This window comes from Halobellus inordinatus (genome assembly GCF_024498335.1).
In the GTDB taxonomy this organism is placed as follows: domain Archaea; phylum Halobacteriota; class Halobacteria; order Halobacteriales; family Haloferacaceae; genus Haloquadratum; species Haloquadratum inordinatus.
Map to the genome: position 1 here is coordinate 1,248,251 of NZ_CP101825.1, position 22,155 is coordinate 1,270,405.

Annotated in this window: 29 protein-coding genes; 18 read left to right on the top strand and 11 right to left on the bottom strand. The window is 66.7% G+C overall.

Annotated elements, in window-relative coordinates:
* Nucleotides 1-7: 7 nt before the first annotated feature.
* A complete protein-coding gene (locus NO362_RS06390) occupies nucleotides 8-730 on the bottom strand; it encodes a class I SAM-dependent methyltransferase (RefSeq protein WP_256546549.1) in 723 nt (240 codons plus the stop codon).
* Between the two features lie 201 nt (nucleotides 731-931).
* On the opposite strand from NO362_RS06390, the gene NO362_RS06395 reads away from it, so the two are divergent.
* From NO362_RS06395 to NO362_RS06415, 5 genes are all read left to right on the top strand, one after another.
* Nucleotides 932-1,204, top strand: a complete 273-nt coding sequence (locus NO362_RS06395) for a MarR family transcriptional regulator (protein WP_256546550.1) — start codon at nucleotides 932-934, stop codon at nucleotides 1,202-1,204.
* A 110-nt stretch (nucleotides 1,205-1,314) separates the two neighbouring features.
* The gene (locus tag NO362_RS06400) at nucleotides 1,315-2,118 is read left to right on the top strand and encodes an MBL fold metallo-hydrolase (protein ID WP_256546551.1); all 804 of its coding nucleotides are present in this window, start codon (nucleotides 1,315-1,317) and stop codon (nucleotides 2,116-2,118) included.
* A 66-nt stretch (nucleotides 2,119-2,184) separates the two neighbouring features.
* A complete protein-coding gene (locus NO362_RS06405) occupies nucleotides 2,185-2,994 on the top strand; it encodes a YkgJ family cysteine cluster protein (RefSeq protein ID WP_256546552.1) in 810 nt (269 codons plus the stop codon).
* 56 nt (nucleotides 2,995-3,050) lie between these two features.
* A complete protein-coding gene (locus NO362_RS06410; RefSeq protein ID WP_256546553.1) occupies nucleotides 3,051-3,440 on the top strand; it encodes a hypothetical protein in 390 nt (129 codons plus the stop codon).
* Nucleotides 3,441-3,477: 37 nt separating this feature from the next.
* On the top strand, nucleotides 3,478-3,951 hold the full coding sequence (locus tag NO362_RS06415) for a TIGR00725 family protein (protein ID WP_256546554.1): 474 nt from the start codon (nucleotides 3,478-3,480) through the stop codon (nucleotides 3,949-3,951).
* A 101-nt stretch (nucleotides 3,952-4,052) separates the two neighbouring features.
* Here the strand turns inward: NO362_RS06415 and dph2 are convergent, their stop codons facing one another.
* On the bottom strand, nucleotides 4,053-5,087 hold the full coding sequence (gene dph2 / locus NO362_RS06420) for a diphthamide biosynthesis enzyme Dph2 (RefSeq protein ID WP_256287963.1): 1,035 nt from the start codon (nucleotides 5,085-5,087) through the stop codon (nucleotides 4,053-4,055).
* Between the two features lie 149 nt (nucleotides 5,088-5,236).
* Between dph2 and NO362_RS06425 the strand changes: the two genes are divergently transcribed.
* The 3 genes from NO362_RS06425 (at nucleotide 5,237) to NO362_RS06435 (ending at nucleotide 6,949) form a co-directional block, all read left to right on the top strand.
* Nucleotides 5,237-5,611: a YlbF/YmcA family competence regulator gene (locus NO362_RS06425; RefSeq protein ID WP_256287964.1), complete on the top strand. Its 375-nt coding sequence runs from the start codon at nucleotides 5,237-5,239 to the stop codon at nucleotides 5,609-5,611.
* A 77-nt stretch (nucleotides 5,612-5,688) separates the two neighbouring features.
* A complete protein-coding gene (locus tag NO362_RS06430; protein ID WP_256546555.1) occupies nucleotides 5,689-6,297 on the top strand; it encodes a MinD/ParA family ATP-binding protein in 609 nt (202 codons plus the stop codon).
* A 25-nt stretch (nucleotides 6,298-6,322) separates the two neighbouring features.
* A complete protein-coding gene (locus NO362_RS06435) occupies nucleotides 6,323-6,949 on the top strand; it encodes an RAD55 family ATPase (protein ID WP_256546556.1) in 627 nt (208 codons plus the stop codon).
* A 67-nt stretch (nucleotides 6,950-7,016) separates the two neighbouring features.
* On the opposite strand, the gene NO362_RS06440 is transcribed toward NO362_RS06435, so the two are convergent.
* Together NO362_RS06440 and NO362_RS06445 are read right to left on the bottom strand one after the other, a co-directional pair.
* A complete protein-coding gene (locus NO362_RS06440) occupies nucleotides 7,017-7,307 on the bottom strand; it encodes a DUF8049 family protein (RefSeq protein ID WP_256546557.1) in 291 nt (96 codons plus the stop codon).
* Nucleotides 7,308-7,388: 81 nt separating this feature from the next.
* Nucleotides 7,389-8,345 carry an FKBP-type peptidyl-prolyl cis-trans isomerase gene (locus NO362_RS06445; protein ID WP_121568014.1) on the bottom strand — a complete coding sequence of 319 codons (957 nt, stop codon included), beginning with the start codon at nucleotides 8,343-8,345 and terminating at the stop codon, nucleotides 7,389-7,391.
* A 169-nt stretch (nucleotides 8,346-8,514) separates the two neighbouring features.
* Between NO362_RS06445 and NO362_RS06450 the strand changes: the two genes are divergently transcribed.
* From NO362_RS06450 to NO362_RS06460, 3 genes are read left to right on the top strand one after another with little or no spacing between them, the layout of a single operon-like run.
* Nucleotides 8,515-8,949, top strand: a complete 435-nt coding sequence (locus NO362_RS06450) for a hypothetical protein (protein ID WP_256546558.1) — start codon at nucleotides 8,515-8,517, stop codon at nucleotides 8,947-8,949.
* 3 nt (nucleotides 8,950-8,952) lie between these two features.
* Nucleotides 8,953-10,341 carry a hypothetical protein gene (locus tag NO362_RS06455; RefSeq protein WP_256546559.1) on the top strand — a complete coding sequence of 463 codons (1,389 nt, stop codon included), beginning with the start codon at nucleotides 8,953-8,955 and terminating at the stop codon, nucleotides 10,339-10,341.
* Between the two features lie 2 nt (nucleotides 10,342-10,343).
* Complete coding sequence (locus NO362_RS06460; RefSeq protein ID WP_256546560.1) at nucleotides 10,344-10,628, top strand: DUF7410 domain-containing protein; 285 nt, start codon at nucleotides 10,344-10,346, stop codon at nucleotides 10,626-10,628.
* Between the two features lie 64 nt (nucleotides 10,629-10,692).
* Here the strand turns inward: NO362_RS06460 and NO362_RS06465 are convergent, their stop codons facing one another.
* From NO362_RS06465 to NO362_RS06490, 6 genes are all read right to left on the bottom strand, one after another.
* Nucleotides 10,693-10,896, bottom strand: a complete 204-nt coding sequence (locus tag NO362_RS06465) for a hypothetical protein (RefSeq protein ID WP_256546561.1) — start codon at nucleotides 10,894-10,896, stop codon at nucleotides 10,693-10,695.
* 145 nt (nucleotides 10,897-11,041) lie between these two features.
* A complete protein-coding gene (locus tag NO362_RS06470; RefSeq protein WP_439331167.1) occupies nucleotides 11,042-11,284 on the bottom strand; it encodes a hypothetical protein in 243 nt (80 codons plus the stop codon).
* On the bottom strand, nucleotides 11,281-11,541 hold the full coding sequence (locus NO362_RS06475) for a cytochrome C oxidase subunit IV family protein (protein WP_256546562.1): 261 nt from the start codon (nucleotides 11,539-11,541) through the stop codon (nucleotides 11,281-11,283). The genes NO362_RS06470 and NO362_RS06475 overlap by 4 nt, the downstream gene beginning before the upstream one ends.
* An 8-nt stretch (nucleotides 11,542-11,549) precedes the next feature.
* On the bottom strand, nucleotides 11,550-14,099 hold the full coding sequence (locus NO362_RS06480) for a cbb3-type cytochrome c oxidase subunit I (protein WP_256546563.1): 2,550 nt from the start codon (nucleotides 14,097-14,099) through the stop codon (nucleotides 11,550-11,552).
* Entirely contained in the window at nucleotides 14,099-14,797 is a 699-nt protein-coding gene (gene coxB, locus NO362_RS06485; protein WP_256546610.1) for a cytochrome c oxidase subunit II, read from the bottom strand. The genes NO362_RS06480 and coxB overlap by 1 nt, the downstream gene beginning before the upstream one ends.
* Nucleotides 14,798-14,868: 71 nt before the next feature.
* On the bottom strand, nucleotides 14,869-15,387 hold the full coding sequence (locus NO362_RS06490) for a DUF6789 family protein (protein ID WP_256546564.1): 519 nt from the start codon (nucleotides 15,385-15,387) through the stop codon (nucleotides 14,869-14,871).
* A 117-nt stretch (nucleotides 15,388-15,504) separates the two neighbouring features.
* On the opposite strand from NO362_RS06490, the gene cyaB reads away from it, so the two are divergent.
* From cyaB to NO362_RS06525, 7 genes are all read left to right on the top strand, one after another.
* Entirely contained in the window at nucleotides 15,505-16,113 is a 609-nt protein-coding gene (gene cyaB, locus NO362_RS06495; RefSeq protein ID WP_256546565.1) for a class IV adenylate cyclase, read from the top strand.
* A 74-nt stretch (nucleotides 16,114-16,187) separates the two neighbouring features.
* A complete protein-coding gene (locus NO362_RS06500; RefSeq protein WP_256287971.1) occupies nucleotides 16,188-17,393 on the top strand; it encodes a methionine adenosyltransferase in 1,206 nt (401 codons plus the stop codon).
* 65 nt (nucleotides 17,394-17,458) lie between these two features.
* The gene (locus NO362_RS06505; protein ID WP_256546566.1) at nucleotides 17,459-18,652 is read left to right on the top strand and encodes a tRNA sulfurtransferase; all 1,194 of its coding nucleotides are present in this window, start codon (nucleotides 17,459-17,461) and stop codon (nucleotides 18,650-18,652) included.
* Nucleotides 18,653-18,778: 126 nt separating this feature from the next.
* Nucleotides 18,779-19,048 (top strand): hypothetical protein, encoded by a 270-nt coding sequence (locus NO362_RS06510; protein WP_256287973.1) that lies wholly within the window; start codon nucleotides 18,779-18,781, stop codon nucleotides 19,046-19,048.
* Between the two features lie 443 nt (nucleotides 19,049-19,491).
* Nucleotides 19,492-19,950, top strand: coding sequence for a DUF5804 family protein (locus NO362_RS06515; RefSeq protein ID WP_256287974.1), 459 nt, complete (start codon nucleotides 19,492-19,494; stop codon nucleotides 19,948-19,950).
* A gap of 134 nt (nucleotides 19,951-20,084) precedes the next feature.
* Nucleotides 20,085-20,399, top strand: coding sequence for a PRC-barrel domain-containing protein (locus NO362_RS06520; RefSeq protein ID WP_121568020.1), 315 nt, complete (start codon nucleotides 20,085-20,087; stop codon nucleotides 20,397-20,399).
* A gap of 161 nt (nucleotides 20,400-20,560) precedes the next feature.
* Nucleotides 20,561-20,989, top strand: coding sequence for a hypothetical protein (locus tag NO362_RS06525; RefSeq protein ID WP_121568021.1), 429 nt, complete (start codon nucleotides 20,561-20,563; stop codon nucleotides 20,987-20,989).
* A 34-nt stretch (nucleotides 20,990-21,023) separates the two neighbouring features.
* Here the strand turns inward: NO362_RS06525 and NO362_RS06530 are convergent, their stop codons facing one another.
* Nucleotides 21,024-22,145 carry a glycosyltransferase gene (locus tag NO362_RS06530; protein ID WP_256546567.1) on the bottom strand — a complete coding sequence of 374 codons (1,122 nt, stop codon included), beginning with the start codon at nucleotides 22,143-22,145 and terminating at the stop codon, nucleotides 21,024-21,026.
* Nucleotides 22,146-22,155 lie beyond the last annotated feature (10 nt).

The following is a 22,155-nucleotide window of genomic DNA, read 5'->3' on the forward strand; positions in this document are numbered from 1 at the left end:
GCTCGCGCTATCCGTGCTTGGCGGTGTCGACGGTCGCAGTCCAGTAGGAGACCGACGCCAGCGCGTCGCCGACCGACGTCTCGCCGATCGACGTGTCGAGGTCGCGGAACTCCTGGGCGATGCCGTTCGGAATCTTGCGGTAGAAGCCGTACGGGAGCAGGAAGTCGTGTGCGGCGTCGACCATCGACAGGCCGGCGCCGTCGAGCAGCCGTTCGACCTGATCCGAGGAGTAGAGATGCGAGCCCATCGGGAGCAGCCAATTGTAGACGACGCGGGTGCTCTGCTCGTTGAAGGTGTCGAAGAAGACGATGTCTTTCGAGACGCGAGCCATCTCGGCTATGAACTTCGCCGGCGTCTCCGCGAGGTGGAAAAACCGCATCGCGAAGACGGCGTCGAAGTGGTTGTCGGGGAAGGGCAGCCGGGCGGCGTCGCCGCGGAGGAACTCGATGTGGTCGTCGACGCCGGCCTGCCGAGCCTTCTCGCGGCCTTGGGCCAACATCGCGTTGGAGATGTCGAGTCCGACGATGTTCGCCCCGCGTTCGGCCAGCATCACGGTGAACCGCCCCGTCCCGCAGGCGATTTCGAGGACGTCTTTGTCCTCGACAGGTCCGATCGCTTCGACGACGGCCCGTTTCTCGCGGCTGTCGATGAGTCTCCCGCCCCGTGAGAACCGCTTCGAGTCGTACTCCTGGGCGACGTCGTCAGCCTGGTACCACTCCTTTCCTTTCACGCTATCTGCCAGTCCACGCTCGCGGACTAAAACCGTACTGGATGCGCGTCGCGTCCGCCATCGCTTGAACGGATCGACGATCCGTCCGCTTGCCCCGTATTCGGATGCGAATTTTACGCCCTTGTATGTGTTTAAGGTCTACGGATTATATTGTCTCACTTGTAGACAACATTTACCAGCAATACGTTGCTCTGTGTGCCTATGAGCACCAGTACCGCAGAAATCGACAGCGACGATCTCCTCTCGGAATCGGAGTACCGCGACCGGCTCCGGGAGCTGCCGCCGAGCGCGAAACTCGTCGCCAAGGTTCTCGAAGGCGACGCGCCGCTCTCGCAGGGACAACTCGCCGAAGAATCGCTCCTTCCGGACCGGACCGTCCGCTACGCGCTCAACCGTCTGGAAGACGCCGACCTCGTCGGCTCCCGATACAGCTTCAAAGACGCCCGAAAGCAGGTCTACTACCTCAACACCTGACGGCTTCGGCGACTCGTCCTCCGTCGCTTTCCTTTTTCTTCTACACGCCGCTCACTCACTACGGGAGCCGTGACGGTAGCGTTTTCTTCCGACGGCCAGTAGCTCGGGTCGTGACTTCGGCCCGCCAGCGCGACGCCCCCGTTCGCCGCATCTCCGTCCCGGTCGACGGCCGCGTGCCGACCGGCTCGACGAACGCGTACCTCGTCGGCGGCGATCCCGCACTGCTCGTCGATCCGCCCGCCCGGACCGACGACCTCGACGCCGCGGTCGCCGACGGCACCGTCGACCACATCGCCGTCACGCACGCACACCCCGACCATATCGGTGGTGTCGAATCGTACGCCGCCGAGACGGGCGCAACCGTCTGGTGTCGTCGCGGCCGCGAAGACCGCTTTGCGCGGGCTGCAGGGATCCGGCCCGATCGGACGTTCGTCGAGGGGAGCGAACTGCCGATCGGTGACGGCGTCTCCGTGATCGACGTGCCGGGGCACGCGCCCGACCACGTCGCCTTCGAGACTGCGAGCGGGACGCTCTGCGGCGACGTCGCCGTCGCCGAGGGGAGCGTCGCCGTCGCCGCGCCCGAGGGAGACATCCGCGCGTACCTCGTCGCACTCCGGCGGCTCTACGCCCGGAATCCACCGCAGTTGTTCCCTGGACACGGCCCCGCCATTGCGGACACGCGGGCCACCTGTGAACGCCTGATTCGGCACCGACTCGACCGCGAACAGCGGGTCCTCGATGCCGTCCGATCGGGTGCCACAAGCGTCGATGCGGTGCTCGACGCCGCCTACGACGCCGATCTCACCGGGGTCCGTGATCTCGCGCGGGCGACCGTCGTCGCGCACCTCGAGAAACTGGACGTGGAGAACTCGGTCGTGTTCGACCGAACGGCCGAGACCGTCGAAGCGCGCTGACGGGTCGGCGTCGGAGCGGTTGTTGCTGATCGAGAAGATTTTGTCCGCGCCGCTGTGAGAGAAACCGTGAGCGACGCGCCGACGCTGGAGACCGAACTCGCCCGCGCTCGCGACCTGTCGGTGTCGGAACTGGCGGACGCGATCGAGTCGATCGGCTTCGAGTGCACGCGCTGTGGCGCGTGCTGTACGGGCCACGAGAGCGCCGATTCCGAGACCGGAGAGCCCCACACTGCGACGGTGTTCCCCGACGAAGTACGGGAGCTGCAGGCGGCCGCGAGCGGGGCCGGTGACGAACCGAGCGACGACGCTTCGGACGACGACGACGCTTCGGACGACGACGACGCTTCGGACGACGACGACGCTTCGGACGACGACGACGCGGAATCCTACGACTGGCGCGACGTCGCCCGCCCGATGCCGTACGGGATCACCGAGGGCGAGGACGGCCCCCACGGCGAGACGTTCGAGTGGGCGATCCAGGCGGACGCCTGCGGCGACTGCGTGTTCTACGAAGAGAACGACGACGGGGGTGAGGAAGCCGGCCTCGGAGCCTGTCGTGTCCACGAGGACCGCCCGCTCATCTGTCGGACCTACCCGTTCAGCGTCGCGCTCGGCGGGACGAGCCAGCCGATGGGCGAGGCCGTCGACGAGGCCGGGATGGTCCGCGCCCACGAGTGCGAAGGGCTGGGTCGCGACATCTCCCGCGCGGACGCGGAGGAGTTGGCGGCGGCGCTCAAAGAGCGCGCGGTCCGCGAACTGGAGGAGGCGATCGGCGTCCGCGACAACTACAGCCCCGTCGATACCGAGGGCGTCGTCGTGTACGACTCCGAGGGACCGAAGCGCGCGGACGGGTCGCCGATTCGCGACGCGGAGTAACCGTACGCGGCGTCCGGTAGGAGGGTTCTTGAGCGCTCCCTCCATAGCTGGCTCCGATGACCGCCGAACTCTTCGAGCAGATCGAACGCGCGAGCGAGGGCGACGAGGTGGCGATCACCCTCGACACGGACACACTCACCGTCGGCAGCGTGGAGTTCGCGTCGCCGATCGTGACCCGCGTGGCCGCAGTGACCGAGGAGACCATCGACGCGCGGCAGAAAGACGTCGACATCGACGGGATCGTCGACCGACGGGTTCTGCGTCTCGTCCCGTGCTCACACGACACTCGACACGAGGCGTACATCGTCGAGACCCAGAGCCCCGTCGTCGGCGACGACCGGGTGCTCCCGCTCCGGATGCAGCGCCGAAGCGGGTGTGGCCCGGCGGACGACCTCGATTCGCTGTCCCCGGTGGCCGACATCGAAGCCATCGAGGTTCGCTCGTAGACGAAAGTTCTTCCACGATCCCCGCCGAGCGACCGCTATGCGAATCAGCGTCATCGGCGGCAGCACGATCGACGACGACACGGCCGAAGTGGCGACGAATCTGGGCCGACACATCGCACAGCGGGGCCACACCGTCGTTTGCGGCGGTCTCGGCGGCGTGATGGAAGCCGTCTGTCGCGGCGCCGACGAGGCCGGCGGGCACACGATCGGGATCCTCCCGACGGACGACCGCGCCGATGCCAACTCGTTCGTCGACGAGGTGATCGCGACGGGCCTCGGGCACGCGCGCAACGCACTCGTCGTGATGAACGGCGACGCCGTCGTCGCGGTCGACGGCAGCGGGGGGACGCTCTCGGAACTCGGCTACGCTGCGGTCTACGAGCGGCCGACGGCCGGCATCGGCACGCACGGCGCGAATCACGTCGAACCGGTCGAGACCGCCGAACGAGCGGTCGAGTACGTCGAAAACGCGGTCGCTGCTAGTGGCGACTCTGTCGGCGACGACGAGTAACAGGAGCAGCACGCTCGCGGTACGGTGGCGGAAGCAGAACACGACGCGGGAGCGGGACGCGCCGCGGAAGCCACACGCGCCGGTCGGTACCGTCGAGCCGCTTACCAGGTGCCGTGGAAGGTGTCGAACGAGAGCGAATCGAGCGGCTCGTCGCCGACGGCGATCCGGTACTCCTGGGGCGTCAGCATCGGCTTGTGGAACCGCGGCCCGTCGTCAGTCGTGATGCGGGGACAGCCCGTGTTGACGAACGCGTCCATGTCGAAATTCCTGAGCCTGTCCGGCGTCACTTCGTCCATCGTGATGAGGTAGGCGTCGTCGTTGTCCTCGATGATGGACTCTGCGATCTCCATCCGACCCTGGCCGATCTTCGTACAGAAGATCACGCCCCACTTCTCGGCGTCCATCGCGCGGTGGACCGCGCCGTACCGCTGTTTCATAAACTTCTCCGTGTCCGCGACGGTGACGACGTTGTTGACGGGATCTGCGATGAGAACCTTCTTCTCGGGGTGCTCCATCGCGAGGCCGAGCGGGTGGAACTTCCCGCCGCCGACGTAGAGCACCTGATCGGCGTCGATGTCGGCCGAGGCGTAGTTGCAGCCGAGGACCTGCCCCTCGTAGGTCAGGCGGTCGTCGCCGCGACGGGTGTGGACGTCGTAGCCGCGCTCTTCGAGCCACTCGACCATCTCCTCGAAGCGATTCATGTGCTGCGCCGTCGTCACGAGACCGACCTCCTCTTCGGGCAACTCGTCGACGGCCTCTTCGAGGATCGGGAACGGGTCGACGTTCGAGAACAGCGGCACGTAGATGATGTTCTCCGATTCCTTCATCGGCGAGTGGCCGAAGTGCACGAACACGTCGGTCCGCCGCATCAGGTAGGTGTCGAGGTCACAAGCCCCGTAGCAGGGCTGTCCCGACAGCATAAACGTCACGTCGTCGTCGCACAGTTCTCGGAGGTCGTCGGCGACGGCCGGCCCGCGGCGCTTCAGCCCCTCGGGGAACTGCAGGCCGACTTTCGTCGCGTCACGTTCTTCGATGGCTTCGACGATGCGGTCGAGTTCGTAGTCCCACTCCCGGTCGTGCTTCAGCGACATCCCGGTGTTTCGGAGATCACCCTCCGTGGCGCCGTCCTGACTCATTGCAACGCCGTAGCCGGTCGACGCTGATAACGTCGGCGGTTCCGAGAACCGGGCGAACGACCGTGAGAGTGCGGCTCAGTGGGTGGCCAGCGTGTCCGAGATTCTCTGGGTCCGGCACCTTGAAACGCATCGCGTCCGAACGTACGTCGATGAGCGTCCAGACAGACCGACTCGAAGAACTCGGCAGCGACCTCGGCGAAGCCATCGCGGAGACGCCCGAGTACGAGGCGTTCGAGGAAACAAAAGCGGCCGTCGAGAACGACGACGACGTCCAAGAGCAGATCGCGACGTTCCAGGAACTCCGCGAGCAGTATATGCAGGCCCGTCAGACTGGGGACGCGAGCGAAGCGGCACTCCAGAAGGTCCAGTCCGCCCAGCAAGAACTGCACTCGATGCCGAAGATGGCCGCCTATCTGGAAGCCCAAGAGGAACTCCAAGAGCGCCTGCAGTCGATCAACGAGGCGATCTCCGACCCATTGGCGATCGACTTCGGCGGCGAAGCCGGCGGCTGCTGTCACGACTAACTCGGCGAGTCGGCTGTTTTCGGTCCGTCTTCACCTGGGTCCGAGCGTTCAAGTACCGAGACGGGACCAGCGACGGTATGCTCGCTATCGCCGGCGGGAAGGGAGGCAGCGGCAAGACGACGACCACGCTGGGGCTTGCGCGGGCGGTCGACGGGCCGACGCTCGCTGTGGATGCCGACTGCGACCTGCCGAACCTCCACGCGCTCGCGGGCGTCCCGCGCGACCCTTCGCCCGGTGGCTTCGGCCATCCGGACCCGGCGTCGCCCAGTTCTGAAACTCGGATTCTACCTGCTCCGCAGGACGCACCCGACGGCGTCGGCGGACGGCTGCGACGGCTCGTCGACAGCGACGACGACGCCACCGTCCTCGTCGACTGTCCGGCCGGTGCTGGCCCGGATGCGACCGTCCCGCTGCGCGTCGCCGACGCCGTCCTCCTCGTCGCGACGCCCTGCGTCGCCGCGCTCCGTGACGCGGCAAAGACGGCTGCGATGGCGCGCGCGGTCGGCACGCCGGTCGTCGGTGGCGTCCTCACGCGGGCACGGCTCGCGCCGCCCGGCGTCGACGACTTGCTCGGCTGTCCGGTTCTCGCGACGGTCCCGCCTGCGGCCGACCCGCTCGCTGCGCCCCCCGTCAGACGAGCGTACGACGACCTCGCACAGGCAGTCTGCGACCGACCAAAAAGCTAAACCGCTCGCCCGCGAACGCCCCGTCGTGGCAGGGAGACTCTCGACTGGCGTCAGCGTCCTCGATCGCCAACTCGACGGCGGGATCCCGCCGGGGAGCATCGTGCTTCTCGCCGCGGACCCCGCCAGCCAGTCGGAGCTGTTTCTCTACGAACTGACGGCAGTACGGGCGACGCTGTATCTCACGACGATCCGCTCGGATCAGGCGATCCGCGACGCGATCGACCGCGCGCCTGGACACGTCGGGGACCCGACGGTCAGAGACGTCGGCGGTAATGCACCGCTGGACACGGCGAACCGATTCGTTCGCGACCTCCCCGAGGGCGCGAACCTCGTCATCGACGTCGTCGACGCGTTAGAGGAGACCGAGCCGGCGCGATACCGCCAGTTCCTGAACGAACTCCAGACGCATATGGTCAACACCGGCGGGCTGGCGATCGTCCACGGGATGAAACAGGAGTCCGAACCGCGGAACCGGAGCTACACGAAGCATATGTCCGACGTCGTGTTCGACCTCCGCACGAAGATCGACGGCTCCGAGATCGAGAACCGACTCGCCGTTCCGAAGTTCCGCGGCGGACACCCGCCCGAGGAGACGATCAAACTCCGCCTGGGCGAGCGCGTCACCGTCGACACGAGCCGCGACATCGCATAGCCCGCCCGTCGCTGGGCGGTATTTTCGACTGCTCGTTCTCATCGATCGACGCGAGCGTGCGGGCGCCTCAGGCGACGACGCCGAAGTAGACGAACGCGCCGAGCGTGACTGCGACCGTCAGGAGCGACCAGTTCCGCGCGGTGTCGAGACCGCCGAGCTGCAGCCGCTTCGTGAACAGCGAGAGAAAGTACGGACCGAGCGGAAGCAGCCGCCAGACGAACGCGATCTCGCGGCCGAGGCCGTACCTGAGCCCGAGCGTCAGTCCGATCGTACAGGCCGCGGCGACGACCGCGACCCGCAGATCGTCGGTAGCGAGTCCGGCGTTCGAGAGCTCAGTGCTCGTAGATTCGTCTGGCATCGGTGTGCATCACGTAGCGGGGGTCGTGTGGGGTCGACCACCCGATCGATCTTCGAGTCGCGAAACCGGCTTTCGGGTGCGTTACTCTTCGAGGTCGGCGTCGAGTTCGTCGGCGAGTTCGTCGGCGTCGACGTCGACGTCCTCGATAGCTTCCTCGATGTCTTCGGGGGCCGCGCCGCCTGCGCCGCCCATCATTCCGCCGAGACCGCCCATCATTCCGCCCATCCCGTCGATGGTCTCCTGGACGATGACGCGGTCGAGATCGAGTCGGTCCATCACGTCCTGTGCGATCTGCTGCTTCGAGAAGAGCCACTGCTGGTTCATCGTCATCTGCGGCGTGGCCTCGATGTACAGCGTCTCCTTCTCGACTTCGACGGTCTCCGTCTCGGGCTCGGCGTCTTCGTCGTCCTCGTCGGACTCGACGACCTGCTCTTCTTCGACGGTGTCGGTCTCGATCCAGACCTCGGGAGCCTCCTGGAGGTACATCTCCAGCATACTGGCGGCCTGTTCCTCGCGGTCGTCGACGACGTCGAGGATCTCGTAGTCGTACTCGAGGTCCTCGCCCGCGAGCGGGTGGTTGAAGTCGACGCGAGCGCGGCCACTGACGATGGTCACGATCTGGCCCTGGTCGCCGTCGATCTGGACCTGTGCGCCGGGGTAGCGGCTCTCCTCGTCGATTTTGTTGGCGCTGACCGTTCGGACCTCGTCGTCGTCGTACTCGCCGAAGGCCTCGGCGGCGGCGATGTCGACGGTGCCGGTGTCACCGACCTCCGCGCCGATGAGCGCCTCGTCGACGCTTTCGAAGACGTGTCCGGCGCCGACGACGATCACGCGCGGCTCGAACTCGTACTCGTCGGTGTCGATTTCGGCTTCTTCGGCCGTTTCCTGGTCGGTCGTGTCGACGACGCGACCGTCGTCTGTCGTCCGGAGCGTGTAGGCGAGACGGACGAAGTCGCCGTCCTGGATAGCGTCCTCGGCGACGTCGTCCTCGGCGTCTGCCTGCGATTCGGCGGCGTCCGCCTGCTGTTCGTCACTCATACGCTGACCATCTCCCGTGCGACCCTTAAGAATCACGTTTCGACTCGGGGAGAGAACACCGACGCAGCGGCCGCTCATCGTTCGAATCCGCCCCGTGCCCGCCTCTGTGTCCGCTCTCCGCCTCGGCGAATATTTATAACTAATGAAAATTAACAATACGCACAGGGAGATGTCACAACCGACGCTCCTCGCAGGTTTCCTGGTCGGGATGGCTCTCATCGTGGGATTTGCGGTCTTGCCCGCGCGTCAGCGACGCTCGGCGCCCGCTGGGAGAGACACGACGGGCATCGCCAGCGCCCTGGGTCGGCAAGCTCGGACGCCCGCCGCGTGGTCCGTCGGATTCGTTCTGTTGACTGTCGCGGCCGGCGTGGCGACCGTGCTCGTCGTCGGCGGTTTCGGCACCGGGTCCGGACTCGGTTCGGCGTCCGCCGCACTCCTCGCTGTGATCGGCGCGGTCGTCCTCGGCGGCTACGTCTTCGTCGGGACATTTCTGACAGCGCGCTCTCGCGGTCTCTACGCCGCGCAGGCAGCCGCGTTCGGTTCGTGGGCCGTCGGACTGTTGGTGCTCGCCGCCGTGGCCGTCGCGCTCATCGGCGCAGGGTGAGCGATGCGCGCCGCCGCGAACGCCAGTCGTCGGTTCTTCGCCGTCGCCACCGGATGTCTCACCTTGTGTGTCGATTCGGCGCTGGCTCACGCTGGCTCGTTCGGGGCGGTTTCCCGGACGGCGTCGGTCCCCTCGTGGCTGGTGGTCGCTGCCGGTGCGGGCCTCGTCGGCGCGTCGTTCCTCTTCACGAGTCTCCTGACGGACCGTACGCTCATCGAAGGGGTCTCTCGGCGGCGACGCAGGCTGCGAGTGATCGCACCACTCGACCGGTTCATTCCGATCGCGCTGACCATCGTTCGGTGGGCGGCCGTCGCGGCGCTGGTCCTACTCGTCGCCGTCGGCGTCGTCGGTCCTGCGACCGCCTCGGCGAACGCTCTCACCCTCGGCGTCTGGATCGTGTGGTGGGCGGGCTACACGAGCACGACGTACCTTCTCGGGAACACGTGGCCCGCGCTCAATCCCTGGCGGACGCTCGCGTCGCTCGGCCGGAGCGAGCGGCGATCGCTCCCCCCGTGGCTGGGGTCGTGGCCGAGCGTCGTCGGGCTCCTCGGACTCGTCGCACTGGAGGTCCTGAGTCCGCTCGCCGCGGATCCGCGGCTGCTCGCGGTGGCGATCGCGGGCTACTCGCTCGTCACAGTCCCCGGGGCGATCGTCTTCGGCGACGCGTGGTTCGATCGGGTCGACCCGATCGCCCGGACGTTTCGCCTCTACGGGCGGCTCGCCCCCGTCCAGCGCTCGGATCAGGGAGTCACGCTCGTCCTGCCGGGGGCTGCTCTCGCGCGGGACGCGGAGGTCGCCGACACGGCCGACATCGCCTTCGTCGTCGCGCTCGTCTGGGCGACGACCTTCGACGGCCTCGTCTCGACGAGCGCGTGGCAACAGATCGTGACGGCGACACCCGGCAACGGCGGCCTCGCGGGACCCCTCACGCTCGCGGCGCTCGTCGCCGGCTTCGCGTGCTTCGTCGGGGGCTACCGGCTCGCGGCGCGCGCCGTGCGGCGGACTGCCCCGACGTACGTCACGGCGCGGTATCTCGCGGGGTGGTTCACGCCCGCGCTGGTCCCTATCGCCGCCGGCTACCACTTCGCGCACTTCGCCGGCTACCTCGTCGGGTACGTGCCGACCGTCGTCGCCGTCTTCGCGAACCCACTCGGGCCGCCGGCGTCGCTCACCGTGCTCTCGTTGCCGGGGTGGTTCGGTGCCGTCCAGGTCGTCGCCGTCGTCGTCGGTCACGTCGTCGCTATCTGGATCGCCCACGTCCGGGCGTTCGGGCTGTTCGCCGGCCGCGTCCAGCCGGTTCGGAGCCAGTATCCCGTCGCAGCGGTCGCGATCTGCTACACGGTGACGAGTCTCTGGATCGTCGCGCAACCGACTGCCGCCGGCATCTCGTGACGATGCACACACCACCACAGCCCCCGCGAACCGACTCGCCGGATGGGAACTCCCCGGCCGCGACCTGTCCGTACTGCGCCCGGGCGTTCGTCACCGAGCGACAGCGCGCGCTGCACGTCGGCGAGCGGCACGACCCGACGGCGACGGAGCGTCGGGCCTACGAGTCGGCTCGCGAGCGCGAGCGCGACGAACTGTTTCGCCTGCACCTGAAGGTGGTCTTCGCGGTCGGACTGCTCTACGCTGCCCTCGTCGTTGCAGGCGTCGTAGCGTTCAGTCTCCCAGGGTAATGCGTTCTGCCGCGGGGACTCAATTGGTTGCACCGCCGGCACTCACTTGGTTCCGCCCCGGGGTTCAGGCCCCGTGTTCGTCGCCTGCAGCCGACTCCGGGATCCGTGCGATGGCGGCGGTGAGCACGCCGACACCGACGAGGACGACCAACCCGAAGCCACCGACTACGACCGTCGAAAGGCCGACGGCCTCCGCCCCGAGCAGGCCGAGGAGTCCGGTGAAGACGAGCGCGAGGGCGCCGCCAAGCGCGAGTTGCGTTCCGTCCATCGTCGCTAGGTTCGCTCCCAAAAGTGGTAAATGTTAACACGGTATGCATCCGGCTCCGGCGCTATCGCCGCCGGGTGTCCGCCTCTCACGGGCGTCCCTCCCGTTATCAGCCCGTTCGCCCCTCGTTACCGGCGCGTCCTCCCGCTCACGGCTCCGGTGATCCGCTGACGCTGACCGCGACGACGAGGAGGAACACCACGGCGGCGAGCGCGAGGCTGGGTCCGACGACGAGCGCGTCTGTCGGTGTCGCGGCCGTCACGCGGAGCATCATCACCGCGACGCCGACACCGACGGGGAGCGCGAACAGGAGCGCGTACCCGATCACGGCGCGCCGGGACGGTCGACCCGCGGACGCGGAGTCGGTCCCGGAGGGGTCGGGAACGGTCACAGGATCGAGTACGACGCCGCGAGTGTCAGCGCCAGCGCCGCCGTGAGCCCCACGAGGACGACGTAGGTCAGAGAGCGGGGCTCGAAGCGGAGATGCTGGAAGTACCCCGCAACGAGGACCGCCTTGAGCGCCGAGAGCGCGACGATGATCCCGAATCCGAGCCAGTAGGCGACCCCCGCGAACTCGACGAGCACCTGGACTGTCGCCGAGACGAAAAGCACCGCGAAGATCGCCGTGTACAGTTTCGTGCGTGTCATTGGTCACCTCACAGGATGTAGAACAGCGGGAAGAGGAACAGCCAGACGATGTCGACGAAGTGCCAGTACAGCCCGAAGTACTCCACCGGCCGGTCGTCGGTCAGGTACGCACCCCCAGCCGCCCGGCCGAGGAGATAGAGGACGCCCACGAGGCCGGCGACGACGTGCGCGGCGTGCAGTCCCGTCGTCAGGAAGAACGTCGAAGTCCGGACAGAGGCGGTCGGATCGACACCCGTGTGGAACAGGTGCTGCCACTCCAGGGCTTTGTTGCCGAGGAAGCCGAGGCCGAGGACGAACGTCGCGGTCAGACTCGCGATCAGCCCCCACCGGTGTCGCTTCCGCGCCGCCACGAGTGCCAGGACGACCGTGAAACTACTCGCGAGCAAGATGTAGGTGTTCAGGAGGCCAGGAACCGGATCTTCGGGGACCGGATTCCAGCCGACCCACCCGGCCGCGACGCGGCTGAAGACGTAGGCGCCGATGAAGCCGCCGAAGAGCACGACGTCTGACGTCAGGAAGACCCACATCCCGAGCTTCCCGTTTTCGATGCCCTCGAACGGCCACGCCTCGCCGAAGCCGCCCTCGGGAGCGTCGAACGGCTCGACCGCCCACGCGACGAGCGACCCGAGGACGACGACCCCGCCGGCGACGGCGGTAGATGCGTAAGCTGTCCCTGCGAGCCCGGACACGAGCGTCCCCTCCCGGATACCCGAGATTCCCAAGAAGAGGAGGAACGCACCCACACTGACGGCGAGCGGCCAGACGCTGGCGTGTGCCTCGTGCTCGTCGTGCTCCGCCGCCGTCGCGTGAGCGCCGTCGCCGCTTCCTGCAACCGTGCCACCGTCGGCAGTCCCGCGCGAGCGGAACGAGAGGCGACCGTCGCTGTAGGTCGGGGTCCCGGGGAAGTTCTCGGTCGGCGGCGGCGACGGGATGGCCCACTCGGCGGTCCGCGAGAACTCCCAGGGGGTGTTGCCGACGCGCTCGCCGCGGAACGCGCTCTTCGTGAGGTTGTAGAACATCAGCACGAACGAGAGGCCGAAGACGAGCGCACCGACGGTGGCGAGTCGGTGCCAGGGCGTCATCGCGGGGTCGTACTGGAAGACCCGGCGCGGCGTCTCCCAGGCGACGAACATCGGGAAGTACAGCAGGTTGAAGCCCACGAAGTACGCGGCGAAGTGCGCTTTCCCGAGGAACTCGTCGTACATCCGCCCGGTGATCTTCGGGAACCAGTAGTAGAGGCCGCCGACGAGCGCGGTGACGCCGCCGACCATCACGTAGTGGAAGTGTGCGACCACCCAGTAGGTCCCCCGGAACTCGTAATCGAGGACGATCGCGCCGAGGAAGACGCCCGTGATGCCGCCCAGGATGAAGAGCAGCAGCCCGCCGAACGCGAACAGGAACGGCGTCGTAAACCGGATTCGGCCCTTCACGAGCGTGTAGATCAGCGAGAAGACCATCAGGTCGAACGGGAGCGAGATGCCGATGGTCGTCACCATAAACAGCGTCTTGATCTGGAGGTTGATGCCGGTCAGGAACATATGGTGCATCCAGACGACGAAGCTCTGGAGCGCCACCAGGATCATCGCGGCGACGAACCACTTCCGGCCGACGATGCGGCGGCCGGTGAACGTCTGGAACACCTCGGCCATCACCCCGAGGGCGGGGAAGAAGACGATGTAGACCTCGGGGTGGCCGAAGAACCAGAACAGGTGCGCCCACAGGAGCGAGCCGCCGGCCGTCTCCTGGGCGAAGTAGGCCGTCCCGAGGACGCGGTCCGACGAGAGGATGAGAAGCGCCGCCAGCAGTGCCGCAAAGGCGAAGAGCATCATCCAGACGGTGAGCAGGATCGACCAGGAGAACACCGGCAGCCGGCGGAGAGTCAGGCCGTCAGCGCGCATCCGGTGCATCGTCGTCAGGAAGTTCACCGACGAGACCGTGACAGAGACGACGAAGAGCACGAGCGCGAGGATGGCCGTCGTCGCGCCCACGTCGGGGGTGAACGTCGGGAGGTTCAGAGGGGCGTACATCGTCCATCCGCCAGCGAAGGTACCGCCCTGAAAGAACGAGACGACGAAGAGGAGTCCGGAGGCGAGATACAGCCAGAAACTGAGCGCGTTGAGTCGCGGGAACGCGAGGTCGTCCGCGCCGAGTTGGAGCGGTACGACGTAGTTCGCGAAGCCGAACGCGAACGGCGAGAGGAACCAGAACACCATCACGAGACCGTGAGCCGAGACGGCCTGGTTGTACGCGATCGCGCCGAGCAACCCCTCGCCGACGGCCCGTGACTCCCACAGTTGTATTCGGATCAGCCACGCGAGCAGGCCGCCGAGCAGGAGGAAGAAAAGCGAGGTGGCGAGATAGAGGATGCCGACGTCCTTGTGATTCGTCGTCGTCAGCCAGTGACGGATCGACGTTCGCGACGGCGTCGACGCCTCCGTGGTGGTCCCCGCGGCCAGACCCTCACGTCCGAGGCGGTCCTCGGCTGTTGCCCCCGCCGCAGCAGTCTCTTCGACGCCGCCATCGGCCTCTGCCCCACCAGCTGGGTTGTCGTCGGTCATTATGACCCCGTCGCCGTCGTGTTCGCGTACCACTCGTGGTACTCGTCAGGTTCCATCACGACGACGGTCGCCGACATATACGAGTGGCCGCTCCCACAGAGTTCGTAACACTGTGCCGTGTAGTTCCCCGTCTGGTTCGCCTCGAACCAAGTTGTCGTGGCCTGGCCGGGGATAGCGTCAGTCTTGACGCGTAACCCGGGTACGCCGAAGGTGTGGAACACGTCGCTGGAGGTGACCCGGAGCCGGACTACTTCGCCGCGAGGCACGCGGAGGACCCCGTCGCTCTGATAGCCGTTCGGGTAGGTGAACTCCCAGCCGAACCGGTAGCCCTCGACGCCGACCTCCATCTCGGGCGACGGCGGGTCCTCGACGTACAGCAGCGTCCCGTAGGTCCACGCGATGAGCGAGACGACGATGATCGTGCTGAGCGCGAAGGAGGTGAACAGCTTTCGGCCCCCGCCGCTGCCCCGGGGCAGTTCCCCGAGCATCGGTGCGTCGAAGTCGTCGTCGCGGTGGGCACCGTCGCGGTACCGGTACGCGTTGTAGAGCATGTACGACACCACCACGACGCCGACGAGGACACCGAGGCCGAGGAACACGTCGAAGATATCCCTGAAGACGGCCGTTCGCGTCCCGCGGGGGACGACCCCGAACTGCGCGAGCGCAGCGCCGACCGGTCCAGCGACGACTGTGTCCATTGACACCGCCCCACGTAATAATTGTCGTGATCAATACTTATAAATTGTTCGCGGAGAGAAAGAAGCGACTCTCAGACCTCGTGTTGCGGGAGGTGCGTGATACGCGTCAGGACGTATCCGAGTGTGAGGCCGTAGATCCAGTGGCTGATGAGCGAGAAAAACAGGAATCCGAGGATCGTAACGAGCCCACCGTCCGGCCAGAATGCGGGCACGAACCCGACCCAGAAGGTTGTCGCGAACGACGCGCCGCGGAGGAACCGGGGTGATTCCGGGGGGAGAAATGCCCCGACCACGACGAACGTCAGCGGCAGTACGACCGTTCCACCGAAGGCGAAGAGGGCGATGCCGAGAGCGACGGTCGGTTCGAGGCCGAAGAACTCGGCGAACCCGGCGAACCGGACCACTGGCTCGGCCCGGAACAGCCCCAAAAGCTCCGGCACACCGACGAGCACGGGCAACATCGCTATCGTCCCGGCTAATCCTCCCGTCATTGCCCCGAGGATCACGCGGACGGTGATCGGAACACTGACCGATTCGGCTACGTTTCCGTCCACCGCACTTGCGGGGGACTCGGAGGTTTCACTGCTCATTGTCCCGTCCAAACGTAGAATTTCTATAATGATAAATAACTATGTTTACTGTCGGTCCCCCGGTACTACGTACGGTCGATTCCGACCGCTTTTCTCCGGTGAGACCGACCGACTGGTATGTTCGAGGTCGAGGTCAAACTGCGCGCCTCACACGACGCCATCCGTCCGGCGCTCGCCGAGGCGGACGCAGTGTTCGTCGAGCGAGTCACGCAGGTCGACACCTACTACGACGCGCCGCATCGCGACTTTGCCGAGACGGACGAGGCGCTCCGTCTCCGCCGCGAGACGCGGGAGTCTGACGTCGAGGGCGAACTGGACGGACGCTCGGACGACGACCCCGCGCAGGCGGACCAGGGGGCAGCGACGACCAAACTGACGTACAAAGGTCCGCTCGTCGACGCCGACTCGAAGACCCGCGAGGAGCACGAGACCGGCGTCGACGACGGCGACACCGCCGAAGCCATCTTCGACGGTCTCGGGTTCGAGCCAGCAGCAGTCGTCGAAAAGCACCGGACCTTCTACGAACTCGACGGCTACACCGTCACGCTCGATCAGGTCGCCGGCCTCGGCGAGTTCGTCGAAGTCGAAGCCGAAGCGGAAGCGAGCGACGACGTCGCGAGCGTCCGAGAGGGCGCCTTCGACGTCCTTCGGACGTTAGGTCTCGACCCGACGGATCAGATCCGGACCTCCTATCTCGGTATGCTACTCGAAGCCGACGCCGAGTAAATATCCGGTAGTAATATTATTCCGACGGATCTTTTCCGCAAGTTATAGAACCGCCCGGGAAGTAGCCAGGGGTAATGACCGAACGGAACATCGCTATCGAGGCTGCAGACCGAACTGCAGTCGAGGACCAGGAGGTCGAAATCGTCGAGCGGAAGGGTATCGGCCACCCGGATTCGATCTGCGACGGCATTGCAGAGAGCGTCTCCCGTGCGCTCTCGCAACTCTATCTGGACCGTGTTGGCAAAGTCCTCCACTACAACACCGACGAGACACAGCTCGTCGCCGGCGAGTCCGCCCCCCAGTACGGCGGCGGCGAAATCGTCGAACCCATCTACGTTCTCATCGTCGGCCGCGCGACCAAGACGTACGACGGTCAGCGGCTCCCGGTCGACGCGGCGGCGATCGCCGCGGCCCGCGACTACCTGAACGAGAACATCCCCGAACTGGAAGTCGGCACCGACGTCGTCATCGACACTCGACTCGGCGAGGGCTCCGGCGACCTTCAGGACGTCTTCGGTGAGGACGGCGCGGAAGTCCCGATGTCGAACGACACCTCCTTCGGCGTCGGCCACGCGCCGCTCACCGAAACCGAGGAGATCGTCCTGACCGTCGAGCGGGAACTCAACGGCGCGTACGCCGACGAACATCCCGAACTCGGCCCCGACGTGAAGGTGATGGGCAAGCGCGAGGGCGATCACATCGACATCACCGTCGCCGCGGCGATGGTCGACGCCCACGTCGAGGATCTCGACGACTACGACGACGCCGTCGAGCGCGTCCGGGAGTTCGTCGGCGGGGTCGCTCGCGGGCTAACCGACCGCGAGGTCCACGTCGACGTCAACACCGCCGACGACTACGCCGAGGGATCGATCTACCTCACCGTCACCGGCACCAGCGCGGAGATGGGCGACGACGGCTCGGTCGGCCGCGGCAACCGTGCCAACGGCCTCATCACGCCCAACCGCCCGATGAGTATGGAGGCGACCTCCGGGAAGAACCCCGTCAACCACATCGGAAAGATCTACAACCTCCTCTCGACGGACATCGCCGAGACCGTCGTCGACGACGTCCACGGCATCCGCGACCTCCAGGTCCGACTCCTCTCACAGATCGGTCGCCCGATCGACCAGCCCCACGTCGCCGACGCGAAGATCGTCACCGAGGAGGGCGTCGAACTCGACGAGATCGAACCGGAGATCCGTGACCTCATCGACGACCGACTGGCGAACGTCACCGACGTTACCCGGCGCGTGATCGACGGCGAGCTGTCGACGTTCTAAGGACTTCCACAGTTCCGACCGACGCGTTTCGACGTTCTGAAACCCGCTGACGCAAAATATACTGTGTGAGCGGAACGAACCCCACGGACGCGACTGACCCGACCAACGCCGTGCTAGTCGGTCACGGCGACTTCGGCGCGAAGAGCAGCGCGGTCCGCGCAAAGATGGCCGAGCGGGTCGCCGCCGACCTCGCGGCCGCGTTCGCCGCAGCGGAAATTGACGCGACGGTCGAACGTCCGTGGTCGCGCGTCGTCGTCCGCACCGACCAGCCGACGGCGGCCGCACGTGTCGCTGCGACCCTGCCCGGCGTCGCGTTCGCCCGCCCTGCCGTCGCCGTCACTCCCCGACTCGACCTGATCCGCGACGCCACCCGACGGCTCGCTGCGGCCAGTTCACAGACGGCCGCGGAGTCGTACGCGGTCGACGGCGACCGAATCGGGCCAGCGGACGCCCACGAGTTCTCGACCCGTGATCTCAAGGTCGAAGCCGGACGCGTCGTCGGCGAGGAAACGGGTAGCCCCGTCGACCTCGACGATCCCGACCGGACTTACCGGATCGAAGCGCGCGAGACCGAGGCGTTCGTCTCGGCGCGACGGTTCGACGGCCCCGGCGGCCTCCCGGTCGGCACCCAGGGTCGCGCCGTCGTCCTCGTCAGCGGCGGTCTCGACTCGCCGGTGGCGATGTGGCGGCTCCTCCGTCGCGGCGTCGTCGCGATCCCCGTCTACGTCGACCTCGGTGACTACGGCGGCTCCGACCACCGCGCGCGGGCGCTCGAAGTGATCGAGAGGCTCGCCGCACGCGCCCCGCGCGCCGACACCCGTCCGCGGATCGTCGACGGCGGCCCGTTCGTCGAGCGCGTCGTCGAGACCACTGACAACACTCGGATGCTGTCGCTCCGGCGTGCGATGCTCGCCGCCGCGGAGGCCGTCGCCGAACGCGACGACGCCCACAGCATCGCGACGGGCGAGGCGCTGGGGCAGAAATCCAGTCAGACCGGGGCGAATCTCGCAGCGACGGACGCGGCGGTTTCGATCCCAGTCCACAGACCGCTGCTCACCGTCGACAAGCCGGACATCGTGGCCGAAGCGCAGGATCTCGGGACGTACACGGACGCGACGCTCCCGGTCGGCTGTGACCGGATCGCTCCCTCTCGTCCGGAGACGAACGCGACGCGCTCGGACGTCGTCGCCGCCGAACCCGACGGGCTTCTCGACATCGCACGCGAGGCGGGGCGGAACGCGGAGATCGTCCCCCTGTGAACGCGCGACACCCGGAATTGTGCGAACGTATATTGAGTTGTGCGTGAAAGTTACGCACAGTAAGATTTCCGTGTGAAAGACCGGGTTAAAATGCATTTACATACTTCCAGACCGTACGTACGGTCGATGTCAAAGACGTGCCGTCCCTCCCCGTCGTCCGCCGATCCCGAGTGGAACGTGCGACAGGTGGTCCCGCGTAGCGAGTGGGACACCACCACCGAAGCGTGCCCGACCTGCGGTGAGCCAGTCGAACTCTGCGGTCCGCACTACCAGGTCGAACTCGACCGCGAGCGGGCGGCCGCCGCTGGCTCGAAACTGACGCGTGAGCGCCGACTGCTCTCGTTCTGTGACGAGTCGTGTGCGACCTCGTGGCTCGACGACGTCGAGAGTCGGTGAACCTCGGCGTCGTTCGCGCTGTGAACGCACCGCACGACTGCTGACGGCACGTCCCCCCACGTCCTCCTGACGCTCCCACGTCCTCCTGACGCTCTTTTCGGCTTCTCGCTTTCATAGGGATTATCGTCACTGTTCGGAGATTCTCGCCGTACCGTCCGGCGAGACATCTATAGTAGCGTTTGCAACTGATTACACAGCCCATCGCACGACTGCGTGCGATTAGATGCGTGAAGACTTGCAAACGCTACTATATGCGGACATACGATAGTCTCTATCACTCCGTCCTGTGACGCCTCGCACCGGAACCGATTTATGACCACATTCGAAACCGCCGGACAGTACGCCGCGCCGTCGCGCGGCCCCGATCCAATGATTCACACGTCGTCGCACTCCGTCTTCGCACCGGCCCGCAAGCGATCCGGCGGTCGCCGCCCACGACAGCCGTGACGCGGGTCTGCTTCGTCGGCTCGCCGGACGTCGACGTCCAGTACGAACTGCTCTCCCGGGAGACGGCTCGCGAGGCGCTCTCGACGTACGAGCGCTACGCCCCCTTCGAGAACTCGCTGGCCGTCGATACGGTGAGCCTCGGCGCCGCGGTGTCGCTGTGCAACGACCTGAACTGGTATCTCGTCCGGTTCGTCGACCTCGCGGTCGTCCGTGAGCCGAGTGTTTCGAGCGACGAGTGGCTAAGTCGGTCGCTGGCGGCGGCGGTCCGCGACGGCGACGTCCGGCCCGAAGACACCGGCGAGCGGGTGGCCATCTACGGCGTCGAGGACGGCCGTCTCGTCGAACCGATGTACGTCACCCGCCGACCGGACGGCACCCTCCCGTCCTACGACCTCCGGCCGGTCTCGGAGACGGTCGTCGTCCGCGTGACCGACGACGAGTTCGAGGACGGGTGACGTACCAGGGCCACCGCAAATGGGTGTTCCGCGGACCGGGCGTCTGACGCTCGTCTGCCGGCTCCCGTCGTCTCGAGGGCTCCGAGCGACGCTCGCTGCGAACAATTAAGACGAACGCTCCCGATCAGCGGCATATGGACGAGACACCCGAGAAGATCACGACGCTCGTCGGCCGCGAGGTGTACTCGAACGAAGGCGTCTTCGTCGGCGAAGTCGCGGACGTCCGAATCGACCTCACCGAGCGGCAGGCCGTCACCGGACTCGCGCTCACTCAACTGAACGACGAACTATTCGCCGGCGTCGTCGGCGGACAGAAAGGCGTCATCCTCCCGTATCGATGGGTCCGCGCAGTCGGCGACGTCATCCTCATCAACGACGTGACGCTCCACGACGTCATCGAGCAGATGTCGAAGCCGAACGGCGAAGAGGAAGACTCGGCGCTGGCGTAATCGGTCGACCGCTTTCGAGCGATCTCGAACCGGACGTTCTACCGCCGCAGGCATTCTATCGGATCGAGACGTCGTCTTGAGCCGGATACTGAACCGACCCCGATTTCGCGTCTTCGGTTCCGACCAACAGTCATTTGCGGGCCGAGGGTGTACGCGCAGGTATGTCGGACGAATCAGACGATCACGCCGCTGAGAACGACGCAGACGAATCGCCGGACGCCGACGCTGACTCCGAGGAGAAATCCTTCCGCGAGCGCGTCGAGGAGATTCGCGAGCGACGAGCCGAGGAGCGAGAGGAAGGCGACCGCCCCGAGCCCGAAGAGATGATGGGCGGCGGCGGTCCCGGTGGCGCCGGTGGCAACCCCTTCGCACAAATGATGAGCGGGATGATGGGCGGTGGCGGTCCCGGCGGTATGGGTGGCGGCCCCGGTGGAATGGGCGGCGGCCCCGGCGGGATGGGCGGCCGCGAGGAAGAGTCCGCTGGCAACGAGGAACTCGTCCGCGAGGTCCGTCAGCTCCGCGACGAAGTCCGCGATGCGACCCGACAGCTCCAGCGGATCGCACAGGCCGTCGAAGACCTCGACGACTGAAGGCCTCTGCTGCGATCGGTGGCTGCGACGCCCGTTACGTCCGTTTTTTCTCGATGACGCGCTCGTAGAGCGACGCCAGTTTATCGACCGCGTGCTCGACGCTCAGTTCCTCGCGCTGTGCGAGACAGGACTCCGCGAGCGTCGCGCGCTCGTCGAGCACGCGCCGGATCGTGTCGCGACAGCCGTCGACGTCGCCGTGTGCGTAGTGATAGCCCGTGACGCCGTCTTCGACGGTGTTCGAGAGCGCGCCGGCGTCGACAGCGACGACGGGCGTCCCGCAGGCGTTCGCCTCCAGCGCGACGAGCCCCTGGGTCTCCACGGGGCTCGGGAAGACGAACGCGTCGAGCGCGGAGTAGAACGCGGGAAGTTCCTCGCGCGGGAGAAAGCCCAGAAAGTGCGCGTCGAGACCGAGGTCGTCGGCCAGCGCTTCCAGATCGTCGCGTGCCGGTCCGTCGCCGCCGAGAACGACCGTCGCGTCCACGCCGGCGGCGGCGCGCAGGAACTCAGAGAGGTTCTTCTCGTAGCCGTGACGGCCGGTGTAGCCGACGAGCGGGCCGGACGGGAGGTCGTAGCGCGCGCGGAACGACTCGGGGTCGGTCGGCGAGAAGAACTCGACGTCGACGCCGTTCGAGAGTACGACCGCCGGCGTGTCGACTGGGACGTTCCCGACCGCACGCTCTTTGGCGTCCTCGCTGGGGCAGACGATCGCGTCCGAACGGGAGAGGAACCACCGCTCGTAGCGCTCGGCGATGCGTTCGATGCCGCGCTCGACGCGCGGTCGAGAGGTGAGATAGTCCGCGTACTCCGCGGTCGGCGTATGGTACGAGGTAACGAGCGGAAGGTCCTCGCGGCGGGCGAGTCGGACGCCGCCGAGACCGACCGCAAAGGGTGTATGTGCGTGTACGACATCGACGTCCGCGGCGGCCGTGGGGATCCGTGGCGTCCCCAACCGGAAGCCCTCGTACATCGGAAACGGGAGGCTCCCGACCGGATATTCGCCGTCGCCGGGGTCGTACTCGTCGCTTCCGGGGTAGACGACGTTCATCGTCCCGCCGCGGTCCCGCCAGCGATCGCGCCACGTCTGGATCGTGTAGGAGACGCCGTTCACCGTCGGGAGGTAGGTGTCGGTGAAGGCGGCGACCGAAACGGGATGCATCGGCGGCGAT

What these genes read in the sequence shown, in the direction of transcription:
- NO362_RS06395 (WP_256546550.1), top strand. Translation starts at nt 932, where the DNA reads ATGAGCACCAGTACCGCAGAAATCGACAGCGACGATCTCCTCTCGGAA.
- NO362_RS06410 (WP_256546553.1), top strand. Translation starts at nt 3,051, where the DNA reads ATGACCGCCGAACTCTTCGAGCAGATCGAACGCGCGAGCGAGGGCGAC.
- NO362_RS06415 (WP_256546554.1), top strand. Translation starts at nt 3,478, where the DNA reads ATGCGAATCAGCGTCATCGGCGGCAGCACGATCGACGACGACACGGCC.
- dph2 (WP_256287963.1), bottom strand. Translation starts at nt 5,087, where the DNA reads ATGAGTCAGGACGGCGCCACGGAGGGTGATCTCCGAAACACCGGGATG.
- NO362_RS06425 (WP_256287964.1), top strand. Translation starts at nt 5,237, where the DNA reads ATGAGCGTCCAGACAGACCGACTCGAAGAACTCGGCAGCGACCTCGGC.
- NO362_RS06430 (WP_256546555.1), top strand. Translation starts at nt 5,689, where the DNA reads ATGCTCGCTATCGCCGGCGGGAAGGGAGGCAGCGGCAAGACGACGACC.
- NO362_RS06440 (WP_256546557.1), bottom strand. Translation starts at nt 7,307, where the DNA reads ATGCCAGACGAATCTACGAGCACTGAGCTCTCGAACGCCGGACTCGCT.
- NO362_RS06445 (WP_121568014.1), bottom strand. Translation starts at nt 8,345, where the DNA reads ATGAGTGACGAACAGCAGGCGGACGCCGCCGAATCGCAGGCAGACGCC.
- NO362_RS06450 (WP_256546558.1), top strand. Translation starts at nt 8,515, where the DNA reads ATGTCACAACCGACGCTCCTCGCAGGTTTCCTGGTCGGGATGGCTCTC.
- NO362_RS06455 (WP_256546559.1), top strand. Translation starts at nt 8,953, where the DNA reads ATGCGCGCCGCCGCGAACGCCAGTCGTCGGTTCTTCGCCGTCGCCACC.
- NO362_RS06460 (WP_256546560.1), top strand. Translation starts at nt 10,344, where the DNA reads ATGCACACACCACCACAGCCCCCGCGAACCGACTCGCCGGATGGGAAC.
- NO362_RS06465 (WP_256546561.1), bottom strand. Translation starts at nt 10,896, where the DNA reads ATGGACGGAACGCAACTCGCGCTTGGCGGCGCCCTCGCGCTCGTCTTC.
- NO362_RS06475 (WP_256546562.1), bottom strand. Translation starts at nt 11,541, where the DNA reads ATGACACGCACGAAACTGTACACGGCGATCTTCGCGGTGCTTTTCGTC.
- NO362_RS06480 (WP_256546563.1), bottom strand. Translation starts at nt 14,099, where the DNA reads ATGACCGACGACAACCCAGCTGGTGGGGCAGAGGCCGATGGCGGCGTC.
- coxB (WP_256546610.1), bottom strand. Translation starts at nt 14,797, where the DNA reads ATGGACACAGTCGTCGCTGGACCGGTCGGCGCTGCGCTCGCGCAGTTC.
- NO362_RS06490 (WP_256546564.1), bottom strand. Translation starts at nt 15,387, where the DNA reads ATGAGCAGTGAAACCTCCGAGTCCCCCGCAAGTGCGGTGGACGGAAAC.
- cyaB (WP_256546565.1), top strand. Translation starts at nt 15,505, where the DNA reads ATGTTCGAGGTCGAGGTCAAACTGCGCGCCTCACACGACGCCATCCGT.
- NO362_RS06500 (WP_256287971.1), top strand. Translation starts at nt 16,188, where the DNA reads ATGACCGAACGGAACATCGCTATCGAGGCTGCAGACCGAACTGCAGTC.
- NO362_RS06510 (WP_256287973.1), top strand. Translation starts at nt 18,779, where the DNA reads ATGTCAAAGACGTGCCGTCCCTCCCCGTCGTCCGCCGATCCCGAGTGG.
- NO362_RS06520 (WP_121568020.1), top strand. Translation starts at nt 20,085, where the DNA reads ATGGACGAGACACCCGAGAAGATCACGACGCTCGTCGGCCGCGAGGTG.
- NO362_RS06525 (WP_121568021.1), top strand. Translation starts at nt 20,561, where the DNA reads ATGTCGGACGAATCAGACGATCACGCCGCTGAGAACGACGCAGACGAA.
- NO362_RS06530 (WP_256546567.1), bottom strand. Translation starts at nt 22,145, where the DNA reads ATGCATCCCGTTTCGGTCGCCGCCTTCACCGACACCTACCTCCCGACG.